This is a genomic window from Deinococcus arboris (assembly GCF_009755355.1).
Taxonomy (GTDB): Bacteria; Deinococcota; Deinococci; order Deinococcales; family Deinococcaceae; genus Deinococcus; species Deinococcus betulae.
Genome location: NZ_WQLB01000018.1, coordinates 39,573 through 53,077, shown reverse-complemented (window position 1 = coordinate 53,077; position 13,505 = coordinate 39,573). Strand labels below are relative to the sequence as shown.

General features: G+C 66.8%; 14 protein-coding genes. 2 read left to right on the top strand and 12 right to left on the bottom strand.

What is annotated here, in order from left to right; translation table 11 throughout:
- Positions 1–11: 11 nt before the first annotated feature.
- The 3 genes from lpdA to GO986_RS13445 all read right to left on the bottom strand — a co-directional run bounded on the left by lpdA (position 12) and on the right by GO986_RS13445 (position 3,432).
- Positions 12–1,415, bottom strand: coding sequence for a dihydrolipoyl dehydrogenase (gene lpdA / locus GO986_RS13455; protein WP_157459811.1), 1,404 nt, complete (start codon positions 1,413–1,415; stop codon positions 12–14).
- Between the two features lie 72 nt (positions 1,416–1,487).
- A complete protein-coding gene (gene hemW / locus GO986_RS13450; protein WP_369409360.1) occupies positions 1,488–2,786 on the bottom strand; it encodes a radical SAM family heme chaperone HemW in 1,299 nt (432 codons plus the stop codon).
- A gap of 160 nt (positions 2,787–2,946) precedes the next feature.
- Complete coding sequence (locus GO986_RS13445; protein WP_198170673.1) at positions 2,947–3,432, bottom strand: hypothetical protein; 486 nt, start codon at positions 3,430–3,432, stop codon at positions 2,947–2,949.
- A gap of 40 nt (positions 3,433–3,472) precedes the next feature.
- On the opposite strand from GO986_RS13445, the gene GO986_RS13440 reads away from it, so the two are divergent.
- Entirely contained in the window at positions 3,473–3,925 is a 453-nt protein-coding gene (locus GO986_RS13440; protein ID WP_157459810.1) for a hypothetical protein, read from the top strand.
- Here the strand turns inward: GO986_RS13440 and GO986_RS13435 are convergent.
- The 7 genes from GO986_RS13435 to rpmF all read right to left on the bottom strand — a co-directional run bounded on the left by GO986_RS13435 (position 3,922) and on the right by rpmF (position 10,145).
- Positions 3,922–4,344, bottom strand: coding sequence for a bleomycin resistance protein (locus GO986_RS13435; protein ID WP_369409359.1), 423 nt, complete (start codon positions 4,342–4,344; stop codon positions 3,922–3,924). The genes GO986_RS13440 and GO986_RS13435 overlap by 4 nt on opposite strands.
- Positions 4,345–4,397: 53 nt before the next feature.
- Positions 4,398–4,532, bottom strand: a complete 135-nt coding sequence (locus GO986_RS23240) for a hypothetical protein (RefSeq protein ID WP_255449350.1) — start codon at positions 4,530–4,532, stop codon at positions 4,398–4,400.
- A gap of 387 nt (positions 4,533–4,919) precedes the next feature.
- Positions 4,920–5,843, bottom strand: coding sequence for an AEC family transporter (locus GO986_RS13430; RefSeq protein WP_232337786.1), 924 nt, complete (start codon positions 5,841–5,843; stop codon positions 4,920–4,922).
- Positions 5,844–5,992: 149 nt separating this feature from the next.
- Positions 5,993–7,333, bottom strand: coding sequence for an AAA family ATPase (locus GO986_RS13425; protein ID WP_198170671.1), 1,341 nt, complete (start codon positions 7,331–7,333; stop codon positions 5,993–5,995).
- A 438-nt stretch (positions 7,334–7,771) separates the two neighbouring features.
- The gene (locus GO986_RS13420) at positions 7,772–8,545 is read right to left on the bottom strand and encodes an AIM24 family protein (RefSeq protein WP_157459807.1); all 774 of its coding nucleotides are present in this window, start codon (positions 8,543–8,545) and stop codon (positions 7,772–7,774) included.
- A gap of 100 nt (positions 8,546–8,645) precedes the next feature.
- Positions 8,646–9,680: a GGDEF domain-containing protein gene (locus tag GO986_RS13415; protein ID WP_157459806.1), complete on the bottom strand. Its 1,035-nt coding sequence runs from the start codon at positions 9,678–9,680 to the stop codon at positions 8,646–8,648.
- 282 nt (positions 9,681–9,962) lie between these two features.
- Positions 9,963–10,145, bottom strand: coding sequence for a 50S ribosomal protein L32 (gene rpmF, locus GO986_RS13410; RefSeq protein ID WP_107137128.1), 183 nt, complete (start codon positions 10,143–10,145; stop codon positions 9,963–9,965).
- Positions 10,146–10,319: 174 nt separating this feature from the next.
- Here rpmF and GO986_RS13405 point away from each other — a divergent pair, with 174 nt between their 5' ends.
- The gene (locus GO986_RS13405) at positions 10,320–10,970 is read left to right on the top strand and encodes a trimeric intracellular cation channel family protein (RefSeq protein WP_224572599.1); all 651 of its coding nucleotides are present in this window, start codon (positions 10,320–10,322) and stop codon (positions 10,968–10,970) included.
- Positions 10,971–11,258: 288 nt separating this feature from the next.
- Here GO986_RS13405 and groL read toward each other — a convergent pair whose 3' ends face one another.
- Complete coding sequence (gene groL, locus GO986_RS13400) at positions 11,259–12,893, bottom strand: chaperonin GroEL (RefSeq protein WP_157459805.1); 1,635 nt, start codon at positions 12,891–12,893, stop codon at positions 11,259–11,261.
- 77 nt (positions 12,894–12,970) lie between these two features.
- Complete coding sequence (gene groES / locus GO986_RS13395) at positions 12,971–13,258, bottom strand: co-chaperone GroES (RefSeq protein ID WP_157459804.1); 288 nt, start codon at positions 13,256–13,258, stop codon at positions 12,971–12,973.
- Positions 13,259–13,505 lie beyond the last annotated feature (247 nt).

Below are 13,505 nucleotides of genomic sequence, written 5' to 3'. Positions count from 1 at the left end.
CGAGCTGCCTCTCAGCGGTTCATGATGTGAATGGCCTGCTTGTGGACGGCCTCGGCCGCTTCCAGCACGCTCTCGCCCAGGGTGGGGTGCGCGTGGATGGTCAGGGCAATGTCGGACGCGGTGGCGGCCATTTCCAGCGCCAGGCCCGCCTCGCCCAGCAGGTCGCTGGCATGTGGCCCCACAATGTGCACGCCCAACAGCAGGTCCGTGTCTTTTTCCACGACCATTTTCACGAAGCCGTCGGTCTGCTGCAGCGTCATGGCGCGGCCCGAGGCCGACAGGGGGAACACGCCGGTCTTGACCTCATAGCCCTTGTCTTTCGCTTCCTGCTCGGTCAGGCCCACCCAGGCCAGTTCGGGGCTGGTGTATACCACGCCGGGAATAGCCACGGCGTCCTGCTCAGCGGGCTTGCCGGCAATTACTTCAGCCGCCACCAGTCCTTCTTTCATGGCCTTGTGCGCCAGCATGGGATTGCTGGCCACGTCGCCGATGGAGTAGATGTGCGGCACGTTGGTGCGTTGCCGGCTGTCGGCGGGAATAAAGCCGCGCTCGGTCACGGTGACGCCCGCTGCCTGGGCGTTCAGGCCGTCGGTGCGCGGGCGGCGGCCTACGGCGACCAGCACGCGGTCAAAGACCTCCACGGTCTTGGCGCCGGTCTTGACGTCTTCCAGTTCGACATGAATGCCGTCGGCCTTTTTCTCGGCTTTGTTGGCCTTGGTCTGCACGGCAATCTCGATGCCCTGCTTTTTCATGGCCTTCTGAAATTCCTTGACGGCGTCGGCGTCGGCGCCCGGAATGATGGCGGGCAGGAACTCGATGACTTTGACCTTGGTGCCCATGTTGTTGTACACATGCGCGAACTCAAAACCAATGACCCCGCCGCCCACGCACAGCATGCGGGCGGGCACCGGGTCCGGCATGACCAGGGCGCCCGTAGAATCCACGATGGCCTGCTGGTCCACCTCCAGCCCCGGCAGTTTGGCGGGTTCTGAGCCGGTGGCGATGATGATGCTGCCCGCCGTGTAGGTTTTGTCCCCGACCTTGACGGTGTGGTCGTCCACGAAGCTGGCCTGGCCCTGCAGGTGCGCGACCTTGTTGGCCTTGAACAGGCCGCCCACGCCGCCCGTGAGCTTCTTGACGATGCCGTCCTTCCAGCCGTTCAGCTTGGCAATATCCAGCTTCTGTTCGCCGAAGGTCAGGCCGAAGTCGGCGGCGTGGCGAGCGGCGGCAATCTGCTCGCCCGCGTGCAGCAGCGCCTTGGTGGGAATACAGCCCACGTTCAGACACACGCCGCCCACGGCCTCGCGCTCGGCGCAGGCCACTTTCAGCCCCAGCTGAGCGGCGCGGATGGCCGCGTGGTATCCGCCCGGCCCCGCACCGATGACCAGCACGTCGTAGTCATAGGATGTCGTCATGGGGCCAGTCTAGCGTCCAGCTGACCCACCTGCCCGCATAGCTGGACGCGGGCGATTCACAATTCCCGGTGGTCAGTGATTAGGGGCTGCCTCTAGGAAGTCCGTCACCACGCGGTTCAGCACCCACCAGCCCTGCGGTGTGGCCCGCAACTGGGAGCCGTCCAGGGTCAGCAGGCCACGCGCCACATTGGCCGCCAGAGGCGCGGCGTACAGCCCAGCCACATCCACCCCGCTGCGCCGCGAAAGGTCGGCCAGATTGAGGCCATCCCGCAACCGTAAGCCCATGAACAGAGCGTCGGTCACGTAGTCGTGTGGGTGAATCGGCTCGGCCTCGCCCGTCTCGCCCGCCAGCCAGTCGTGCAGGTGGGGAGTGGTGCGGCGCAGGGTGAGGGGGGAGTGGTGAGTGGGAAATGGTGAATGGGACGTGGACTTTGGAGAAGCCCGTCCCTCCCCGGTTCCTTGGCCCCTTGGCCCCTCAACCCGCACTTCGCCATCCGCCACCCCGCCCCTTCCATCACCCATCAACCTGCGACCATCAACCCCCGGCAAAGCCGGGTAATGCCCCGCCGCCCCCGGCCCCAGCCCCAGATACGTGCGGCCCTGCCAGTAGGCGAGGTTGTGCTGCGATTCCTGCCCAGGGCGCGCGTAATTGCTGATCTCGTAGCGGGTCAGGCCGGCGGCGGTCAGCAGCGCCTCGGTGCGTTCAAAGCCGGCGCGCTCGTCATCCTCGTGCACCGTGACGCCCCGGCGGGCAAACTCGGTGCCAGGTTCTATGGTCAGGGTGTAGGCGCTGACATGGCCCACCCCCAGGTCCAGTAGGCCCTGGATATCGGCGTCCAGCGGTTGTCCGGGCACCGCCGTAATCAGGTCGCCGCTGACCCGCATTCCCCGGCCCACCAGGGTGCAGACGGCCTCTCTGGCCTGCGCGGCGTCGTGCTGGCGGCCCAGGAACTTCAGGGTGGGGTCATGTAGGCTCTGCACGCCCACACTGGCGCGGTCAAAGCCCAGCGCCTGCCAGTGGGCCGCGCGGGCGGGCGTCACGGTGCCGGGGTTGACTTCCAAGGTGTTTTCCCGCCGGCCCCAGCCCAGGTGCCGTCTCACGCTGCCCACCAGCGCGCGCAGTTCCTCGTCCCGCAGAAAGCTGGGGGTGCCGCCCCCCAGGTACACCGTGTCCAGGTCCACGGCGTAGGTGCCGGCGAGGCGCGCGGCGTCCTCGTCCAGTTTCGCCAGGTACTGTTCCACCAGCCCGGCCCGCCGCGTCAGGACATGAAAGTCGCAGTAGGGGCAGATGGTGGGGCAAAACGGCACGTGCACGTACAGGTGGCGCACCACCGGGTCCAGATGGGCAGGGGAGGGGCCGGGCGAACTCACGCGCGGCAGTGTAAAACGCGGCGCGCACGCCAACTGTTCCGGGCGGTCCTCTGCCGATGGCGTCGGTTACGCCACTCCATCGGGAACGGGCTGGCGTGCATACGCTCCGCCCAGAGGAGCGCTGTTCTCCTCTTGGCCACTGGTGGGCTCGGGGGCCTTCTTACCGGCCGTGCGGGGTGCGGTCCATCCAGGCCATCAGGGTCTGGGCCACCTGGGCCGGTGTGGTCACCACCACCGGCAGGCCCAGCAGGGCGGCGGCACTGGCTGGGGCACATTCGCTCTGAGGGCCCTCGGTGCCGGTGTCGCCCGTCCAGGCCGGAAACTCGCCTCCTTCCTGGTAGGCCGCGCCGTCGCCCGCTACATAGCGTTCGGGCACCGTCATCGCTGGCCCGCCGGCCAACGCCTGCCCAGCCACCACGACCACGCCGCGCGGCTGTTCTTCATTCAGCGCGGCCAGCAGGGGCGTCAGACCGTCGTGGACCACCAGCGCCACGCGGCCCTTGCCGTCCACACGCGCCAGGGCCTCGGCTAGCGGGGCGGCCAGGTCGGGGGGCGCGGCGACCAGCCAGGCGTGCCCCCCGGCGCGGCCTTCAAACAGGGCGCGGGCGCTGCCATACACGTCAGACCAGGTGCGGGTGTGCTGCATAAGGTGCAGCATAGCGGCCCCATGCGGCAGACTGGGGCCCATGACCGCCCCCGAACCGCATCCCCTGGACGCCCCCAAGCGGGAGGCGGCGACCGCCGACCTGGCCGCCGTGCGCCGCGCCTTGGCCGACTTGCCGCCCGCGCCCCTAGACCCGCAGGGCTGGGCCGCCGGCGCCGAGGAGACCCTGCGCGCCGCCATTGGCATGGAGCGCAAGATCCAGATGGAGATGCGAATTGGTCTGGAAGGCCGGCTGGACGGCCTGCCCCTGCGCACCACGGCGCCTCTGGCCGGGATGACCCTGCCCGAGCTGCTGGCCGAACATCAGGCGGGCCGCGCCATGCTGCTGCGGGTGCTCGACCAGCTGCTGGCGGGCGAGCAGGGCGGGGTGCGGGCCTGGACCTACGGTGAGGAGGTCCCGCCGCCCGTCTACCTGCTGGCACTGCGGGGCCGCCTGGAACGGCTGTCAGGCCTGATTGCCGCGCAGCGCCTTTAATCGGTGAACCGCAGCAGGTAGCCGTCGGGGTCCTGAACCAGTAGCTGCCGCACGGTGTGCAGGGTGTCGCCCTCGGCGTAGGTGGCGGTGTGCAGGGGCTGGAACAGCGGGTAGCTGGCCGCCGTCAGCCGCTCATGGAGGGCGCCCAAGTCCGGCGCCTGAATCTGAAAATTGATGCCGCGTCCGTAAGGCCTCTCTAGCGGGCCTGTCTGCCACGCCTTGTCCGGCTCCGCCTGTTCCAGCATCCACTGCACCCGACCCAGGCTTAGGTAGGCAAAGCCGGGCCGGGTGTAGTGCAGGGTGAAGCCAAAGAGGCGCGTATAGAGGTCCAGGCTGCGGGCCAGGTCGCTGGTCATCAATTCGGGCACCAGCGGGGCCCATTCGGTGACGGGCACCAGCGAGACGGGGTCGGTGGTCACAGGGTCACCCTACCGGCCGCTCCCTCTGGTCCACATGCGCCGGGTGGCTTGCTCTACGCCCCGCGCCGGTGCGGCTTGGGAACGCGCACCTTGATCCGGCCCGTGCGCCCGCCATTGCAGCGATTGCCGTACTTGACCCGCCATTCCACCTTCGCCTGCCGGAGACTCCGAAAGCCAGGGATTCGCATTGCCTCTAGTGTGTACCGGCGTTCTGACAGCGGCCTGTCAGGCCCGCAAGCTGACCAAAATAAAAAACCCGCCTTCTTCGGCGGTGATAAAACTAAGATAGCGCGGTATGCAGCCGGGGTCAAGTCCAGCCAGACAACCTGAAAAAGCGTGTCCAGCAAGGCATTGAACTGACTGTTGAGCAAGAAGTGTATGCAGGCTGCTTCTATGGCAGGTTCCTGTCCAAGCTGGCCGCCAGAGACCCATAACGAAAAAGCCGCCCTTCTCGGACGGTGATAAGAAAAGAATAGCGCGGTATGCAGCGCACGTCAAGACTCAACCAAGGGGTCGGAAAACCCTGTGCTGGACGGCCATCCTCAGTTCTCTGCGGCGCGCTTATGCATTGCTTTTCAGTTCAGGCGGGGCAGCAGGGCCACCACCCCGGCCACAGTGGGGAGACTCAGTAGGGTACTCAAAAAGGCGGCGCGCGCCACCGTTTCGGCGTCGCTGCCATATTCGCGGGCCATCAGCAGGGCATTGACCGCCGTGGGCATACTGGCCGACAGCACCAAGACCGCCAGCGCCTGACCATCCAGGCCACACAGCCAGCCGGCCCCCAGCGCCAGCAGCGGCCCGCCCACCAGCCGCGCCGCGACTGCCAGCCACACACGGCGGGTCAAGCGGGGCCAACCTCCCGCGCCCAGTTGCAGGCCCAATGACAGCAGGACCACCGGCAGCGTAGCCTGGGCCAGCAGTTCGACGCTGCGGGCCAGACCCGTAGGCAGGGTCACGTTCAGGGCCCGCAGCACCACCCCCAGGCCGACCATCCAGACCGCCGGCAAGCGCACCATATTCAGCAGCCCGGCGCCCAGCCCAGCGCGCGGCTGACCCTCGGTCCGCACGCCAGCGCTGTACACCAGTGGCGCGACCAGATACACCGTCACAAAGGACATCAGAAACAGGAGGGTCGCTTGGGCAAAGCCAGTCTGGCCAAAGGCAAACAGGGCGATAGGCAGGCCCATGTTGCCGCTGTTCCAGAGGCTGACACTTGCCATCAGGCCGCGCCGCTCGGCTTGCGGCGCACCCAGACCGCACAGCCAGCCCAGCGCCAGGCACCCGGCCACCGTCAGGGCGTAGGCCGCGCCTAGGGCCAGGATTTCGCCCGCCTGGATGGGCGTGGTGAGTAGCACGTTCAGCACCAGCGCCGGAGACAGCAGATACAGCGTCAGGCGGGCCACCGTGGCCTGGTCTATGGGCAGCCGGCTGGACAGCAGCGCCCCCAGCCCCGCCACCACGAAGACGGGCAGCAAGACGGTTCCCAGGGCGTTCAGCATCCGGCCCATGCTGGCACGGGGTCGCGTGCTGGGGCACTAGAGCGTGCAGGCAAGTGGCACTGATCAAGGACGGCGCAGACGGTCACCTCCCGGTTGCGCCGTCATATCGCGGCATCCCTACGCTCTCTCACTCGCTCGGCGGGTCTGTCTCAGCCGGCTGCGGCCAGCTTTAAGCGGGTGGGACAGGGGGTGCCCACCAGCCCGGCCCAGTCGCGCATCACGGCGGCCTCGTCAGCGCGGCGTTCCAGCAGGAATTCCTGCACGCGGGCCATGCTCAGCAGCCCGCCCGGCACGCGTGCGGCCAGGGCGTCCACCTGTTCGGCGCTCCAAGCGGGCCAGAAGCGGCGCAGCATCCCGGCCACCTGGGCGGGCGAGGCGTTGCCCAAGTGCAGATGCCGGTCGGCGCGGCCGGGCCGAATCAGGGCCGGGTCCAGTCCGGCGAGGTCGTTGGTGGTCATAAAGGTCACGCGGCCCTCGCCCGCCGCTACGCCGTCGAGGGCATTGAGGAGGCCATTGAAAGACAGTTTGACGGTCGGCGCGCGTGCCTCGCGGCCCAGGAACACGGCGTCAATGTCTTCCAGCAGCAGCAGGGCGCGGCGGGGCAGGTTTCCCAGCAGGGTGTTCAGGCGGTCGTCGGTCAGCTCTGGGGTGGCCAGATTGAGCACGCAGACGTTCAGGCCGTAAGTGCCGGCCAGTGCCGCCACCAGGCTGCTTTTGCCGTTGCCGGGCGGGCCGTGCAGCAGGTAGCCGCGCCGGTAAGGAATCCCCATATCGGCGTACCACTCGCGGTCCTGAAAAAAGCTGTGCAGGTCGCCCTGCAGGCTCTCCAGCAGCGTGCCGTCGTACATCAGGCTCCCCAGCGGCCGGGCCAGGCGGCGTTCGGCCAGGCTCCAGCTGTCGTAGCTGGGCACGTGGATCTCAATGCGGCCGTCGCCCTGCCCGGCGGTGGCCTGGTAGGCGTCGCGCAGCAGGTCGGGGATGAGGTGGCGCGCGCCCGACAGCAGCCGGAAGGTCAGGCTGTGGTCAAAGCCACCGGATGCTCGGCCCTGCGCCTGGCGCTGGGTGCGGGCTGGGCGCGCCAGCAGCCAGTGGCCCCGGTAGCGCAGCAGCACCTGGCCGCTCAGCGGCACCAGGCGCACGTTGACCTCGTCGCCGTCGCGGTCGGTGCCCAGGCAGAGGTTCTGGCCGCCCATCTGCTCGTTGAAGCGGGTCACAACGCCCAGATGGCGCAGGTGCCGCCCCACCGGCTGCGCCGCCAGCCAGGCGGCCAGCCACGGAAAGGCGGGGTCGTCGCCCTGCACGTCCAGCGTGACGGTAAAGCGGCCCTTGAGCCACCCAACCGTCTGTGCCGGCACGCTGCGGGCCTGCACGGCAACGGCGCTGAGCAGAGCGATCAGCAAGCCGCCCTGAGCCAGTTCATTGTGGGTGAGGGTGTGGCGGACGGCGGCCTCCAGCTCTCGCCAGAGGGTCAGCGGGTCGGGGATGTTCATGGCAGGCCGGAAGACAGGGGCGTGGGGCGGCGGCGCCTGTCCGGGCAGGCGAATCAGCGGAGGCCGCGCAGGGGCTGGAGCGAGCCGGGTCGGTTCGCCAATTGAACCTCGGGGAGGTCGTATGTTCAGCATAGTGACGCTCTGCGCGCCCGTCCTGCGCCAATTGGCCCAGAGGTGCCCCGCCCACTGGCCTGTTTGCAGCGCACCGAGGAACGATTCAGACACCCACCTGCTGGCTCTGTGAAGGCCATGCACCCGGCTCTGGTGCATGGTTCCCGCTTCATCCACAACACACAGAAGCTGGATTGAACAGCGTCGTGTTCGTACTGACCTATTGCCCGTTCGGTCTGCTGTTCTTCAGCAGTACCTGCCTATTCATTTGCCGCAACAAACAACGCGGCCAGTCCGCCGCGTGTCTGTTCCATATGCTTGCCGCGCTTAACTCAGGTGAAGGGGCAGGGTAGGCGCCAGCCACACCCGGCCGGTGCCCCGGTAGGCCTGGACAAAACCCTCGCCGGTTTTGCCGCTGCCCAGCAGGCCGCGCGCGCTGCGTTCCACCTTGAACTCCAGGCCATCGGTATAAGCCACCACCAGATTGCCGTCCACCTTCAGGGTCTCGTTGTTCAGCTCCAGCACCTGAAATTCTTCGGGCGGCACGGGGCTTTTCAGGGCAAACAGGCCGCTGCCGGTCAACTTGGGCTGCACCCGGCCCTCGCCGCTGCCCACCGCCTGAGCAAAACCGTGGTTGATGTGGCGGCCCACCTGCACGTCGCCCACACAGGCCACGAAGGCGCCGTCATCCACGATCAGCGACTCGCCGCGCAGTTCGCCCAGCAAAAGGTGCAGGCGCGTGGGCTCGGTGTACAGGATGCCGCTACCCTTATACGCGGTCTTGTACAGCCCTTCGCCGGTGGCGGCGGCCGTTACCGCCCCGCGCAGGAACCCACCCAGACCGCTGCCGCCGCCTGCGTTGACCGCCTGTATGTCGAGGTCGCCACGCAGGTATTGCAGCGCGCCGGGTTCCAGCACGGCGCTCCCAGGTTGTCCTGTCACATGCACGGCCAGCTGGCGCCAGCGTCCGGGGCGCGAAAGGGGCTGATGGTAGCCGTTCACTGGCGACTCCATCGGCGCGGCGCTGTACTCCAGCACTTGCAGCTTGGACCCTTGTGCGTCCAGTTCCCGTTCCGTGCTGGCTGTCCAGGTAAATTCCATGCGGCCAGGTACGAAACCCTCTAGTCAGAAGTTCCCTGGCCGCCTTTTTCAGCGGGGCCGCAGGGGGTGTAGACCCTGGCAGGTGGCAGGGTGTTGACCCTCAGGCCAGGGTCTGGATCTGCACTTCATGCAGCTGAGGCACGCTCAGTTCGGCGCGGTCACGGCCACTGCTCTTGGCGACATACAGCCGGGCGTCAGCAAGTTTCAGCAGTTCGCCCACGGTGCCCACCTCGCGCAGCGCCGCGCCGCCCAGGCTGACGGTCACGGTCACGCCGCCGGCCATGGGCGCGGCCCGCACTGCCTGACGCAGCGCCTGTCCGGTGGCCTGGGCCGACGCGGCGCCGTCCAGCAGAACCAGAAATTCCTCGCCGCCCCAGCGGGCCACCGCGCCGTGCGTGCCCACGGCCGCGCGCAGCCGCCGGCCCACCTCGCGCAGCACCTCGTCCCCCACATCGTGTCCCAGGCGGTCATTGATGCCCTTAAAGCGGTCAATATCCAGCAGCAGCGCCGTGACCGGCTGCCCGGTGTGCGCGGCTTTCTGAAGGCGGGCCATCATGGCGCGGCGGTTGTCCAGCCCCGTCAGGGGGTCGGTCAGAGCCAGGCGCTCGAAGGCCTCGGCCTCGGCCCGCTCGGCCGAGATGGTACGGCCAAAGGCCGACAGGTACGCGCTGAGGAGCCCGGCCAGGCCCAGCTGCCACAGGGCCGTCAGGTCACCGCTGCGCAGCAGGACGGCGCTGTAGACTGCCAGCACGCCCCCGGCATACAGTGCCCCCCAGCCCACCGGCAGCACGATAAATCCAGTCAGGAACAGAAAGACGCCAGCAAACTGCACGCTGGGGGGCAGCGGCGCGCCCGTGTCATGCGTTAGCAGCTGGCCCCCCACGCTCAGGGTGGCGGCCACCAACAGCCCGATATCCACCCAGCGCCACGGAATGCGCGAACTGGCCACCAGCGCGCAGGCCACGGCACACAGGACCCCGCCCAGCAGCGGTTCCCATATCTGCCCCGACCCAGCGCGGCTGAGCAGCAGGGCCGCGCCGAGTTGACCGGCGCTGGCCAGCCCGGTAATCCACAGCCGTGCGCGGCGCCGCCCACTTTCGGTCAGGCGCCAGCGGGCCGGGTCAGGGGTCGCCATACCTGATGCTACGGCGGCGCGCCTTCCAGTTTCCTCACGGGGTTAGTCAGGCCCGCGCGTGAAGAGTCAATCACAATAAAAAAGCCGCCCTTCTTGGACGGTGATAAGAAAAGGATACCCCGATATGCACGCGGCGTCAAGCCCAGTCGACCGGGCACGGTGTGTTCCTCTGGGACGGCGCTGGGCGCCGCTTTTGACGTGGCTCTCCTGGCCATGTGCGTCACGCCTTTGCATAAAGCACAGCGCCCCCAGTGCTGGAGGCGCTGTGCTGAAGAGCGGGGGTTAAACCGCCAGCACCTGACGGCCGTCGTAGTAGCCGCAGCTGGGGCAGATGTGGTGGCTGAGCTTCTTGGCGTGGCACTGGGGGCACTCGCTCAGGTTGGGGGCCACCAGGGCATGGTGGCTGCGGCGCATGTCGCGCTTGCTCTTGCTGGTCTTCTTCTTGGGAACGGGGTGCTTGGCCATTTTGGTCTCTCCTGGGCCGCACGGCGTTTCTCGCCGGGGCGCGATTCTCGGACCGCCCCCACTACTGGGACAGGCGCGAGACAACAGCCGGGAGTATATCACACTGGACGCTGTAGGGCTTCAGGCCACCTGATCCTGCCTGGACTGGCGCGCGCCAGGGCTACAGTGGGCAGCGTGCATGAGCTGGAATGGTCACCTGTGACCCTGGAAGCGGGGCTGCGCGCCCTGGACCTGATTGGGGTGCTGGCGTTTGCGCTGTCCGGCGCCTTGCTGGGGATTCGCAAGCGCTTTGACCTGCTGGGTGTGATGGTCCTAGGTTGCGTCACGGCGGTGGGCGGCGGGGCCATCCGCGACACCCTGACTGGACAGACGCCGCCCCTATTTCTGCGCGATGAAACGTACCTGTGGGCGGCGCTGCTCGGGTCCGGGCTGGCCTTCCTGTTTGGCGCGCGCCTGGCCCGCTTTGAACGCACCCTGAGGGTGTTTGATACGGCGGGGTTGGCGCTCTTTGCTGCGTCGGGGGCCCTGGGGGCCATCAACATCGGGCTGGGGCCGCTGGGCGTGGTGTTTGCGGGCATGCTGTCGGGCGTGGGCGGCGGCGTGATTCGGGACCTGATTGCCAACGAGGTGCCGGAAATCATGTACCGCAGCGAGCAGCTGTATGCCACGGCAGCGGCGGCGGGCGCGCTGACGGTCTGGGCGCTTCACCCGCATGTCACGCCGTTTCAGGCGCAGTGTGGCGGCGCGCTGGTGGTCGTGGCGCTGCGCTGGCTCTCGCGCCGGGGCTGGGTCAAGCTGCCGGTGCGCCAGTTGCCCGACAATTAGGGGGCGCTGATGCGGCGGGGCAGCCTCGGGCCAGTGATGGCGTTTTGAAGAGAAAACTCTGTACGAGAGCCTAGAGCGGCGCTGAGGGAGGTGGTGTCCAGCGCCGCAGCGTGGGTCTTTGCTACAGCCGTTTGCAGGGAACATCGGAGCACGGTTGCGGACCTCCAGAGTCCAGCCACAACACCAAAACGAGGCCGCCCACCGGAGAAGGTGGGCGGCTGGCGTGTGGGGTTCAGCAGTGGGAGAGAGGCCCAGCACCTGTGCCGTTCACGCTGAAGTTGCGTTGGTTTAGAAGTCCATCCCGCCCATGTCGGGGCCACCGGCCGGCGTAGGGGCGGCCTTCTCGGGCTTGTCGCTGACGATGGCTTCGGTGGTCAGGATCAGCGCGCCGATGCTGGCGGCGTTCTGCAGCGCGGTGCGGGTCACCTTGGCGGGGTCCACGATACCAGCGGCGACCATGTCGTCCACGTACTCACCGGTCGCGGCGTTAAAGCCGTAGCGGGGCTTATCGCTGTTGATCACGGCGTTCACGATGACGCTGCCTTCTTCGCCGGCGTTGGCGGCGATCTGGCGGGCGGGCTCTTCCAGAGCGCGGATCAGGATGCGCGCGCCGGTCGCTTCGTCGCCGCTGAGGCTTTCCGCAGCCTTACGGACAGCGGGGATGATGCGCAGCAGCGTGGTGCCGCCGCCGGCCACGATGCCTTCTTCCACAGCCGAGCGGGCGGTGGAGAGGGCGTCCTCGTAGCGGTGCTTCTTCTCTTTCAGTTCGGTTTCGGTGGCGGCCCCGACGCGGATCACGGCCACGCCGCCGGCCAGCTTGGCCAGGCGCTCCTGGAGTTTTTCCTTGGCGTAGTCGCTGTCGGTGGTGTCCAGTTCGCCCTTGATGGCGTTGACGCGGGCGTCAATGCCGCTCTGCTCGCCTTTGCCGTCCACAATGGTGGTTTCGTCCTTGGTGATGCGGATGCGCGCGGCGCGGCCCAGCATGTCCATGGTGACGTTTTCCAGCTTGTGGCCCAGGTCTTCGCTGACGACTTCCCCGCCAGTCACGGCGGCAATGTCGCGCAGCATTTCCTTGCGGCGGTCACCGAAGCCGGGCGCCTTCACGGCGGCGATGTTCAGGGTGCCGCGCAGCTTGTTGACGACCAGGGTGGCCAGGGCTTCGCCTTCTACATCTTCAGCGATGATCAGCAGGGGACGGCCGGTCTGGGCAACCTTTTCCAGAATGGGCAGCATGTCTTTGAGGTTGCTGACCTTCTTCTCGTTGATCAGGATGTAAGCGTCTTCGAGGACGGCTTCCATCTTCTCGGGGTTGGTCACGAAGTAAGGGTTAATAAAGCCCTTGTCGAACTGCATGCCTTCGACGACGTCCACTTCGGTGTCAAAGCCCTTGCTTTCTTCGATGGTGATGACGCCTTCTTTGCCCACCTTGTCCATCGCGGAGGCAATTTCTTCGCCGACCTGATCGTCGTTGGCCGAGATGCCCGCGACCTTCTTGATGGCGTCGCTGTCTTCGACCGGCACGGCCAGCGCCTTGATTTCTTCAATCGCAGCGGCCACGGCCTTGTCAATGCCGCGCTTCAGGGCCAGGGGATTGGCGCCGGCGGCGACATTGCGCAGGCCTTCTTTCACGATGGCCTGACCCAGCACGGTGGCGGTGGTGGTGCCGTCCCCGGTGATGTCGTTGGTCTTGCTGGCGACTTCTTTCAGCAGCTGGGCGCCGATGTTCTCCAGCTTGTCTTCCAGCTCCACTTCCTTGGCGACGGTCACGCCGTCCTTGGTGATGGTGGGGCTACCGAACTTCTTCTCGATCACCACGTTGCGGCCACGGGGCCCCAGGGTCACTTTGACGGCGTTGGCGACGGCATTGACGCCGCGTTCCAGGCTGCGGCGGGCGGCTTCATCAAACACGAGTTGTTTAGCCATGATGGGTGCTCCTTAAAGACTTCAGAGAGGGAAAAAGGGCCGGAAGCTGAGGCGAGCCGGTCAGGGCCCGCGCCCGCTTACTCGACGATGGCGAGGATGTCGCGTTCAGCGAGGATGGAGTAGTTCTTGCCTTCCAGGCTGACTTCCGTGCCGCCGTACTTGGCGAAGTACACGGTGTCGCCTTCCTTGACATCCAGCGCCACGCGGGTGCCGTTGTCCAGCACCTTGCCGTTGCCCACAGCGATCACTTTGCCGCGCTGGCTCTTTTCTTTGGCAGTATCAGGGACGTACAGGCCGCCCGCCGTCTTCTGCTCGGCTTCCTCGATGATTTCAACCAGAACGCGGTCACCTAAAGGTTTCAGCATGTTGTGTCCTCCTGAGAGATGGGATATGGGGCGCACCCGGCCGGACATTCCAGCGAGTTTTTGCCGTTCCGCACGCAAGAGTAGTCCTCTCGTAAGAAAATTGTCAAATCTTTGAATCTGGGAATCTGAGTGTGGTGCGCTCAAGGTGCGCTGGGAGGGCGGTTTCGCATATGCGCTTGCATTCTATAGCCTGAGACATATATATGTAGCTTAGATATATAAGCTCTCGTCCGGCCCTAGGCCAGGA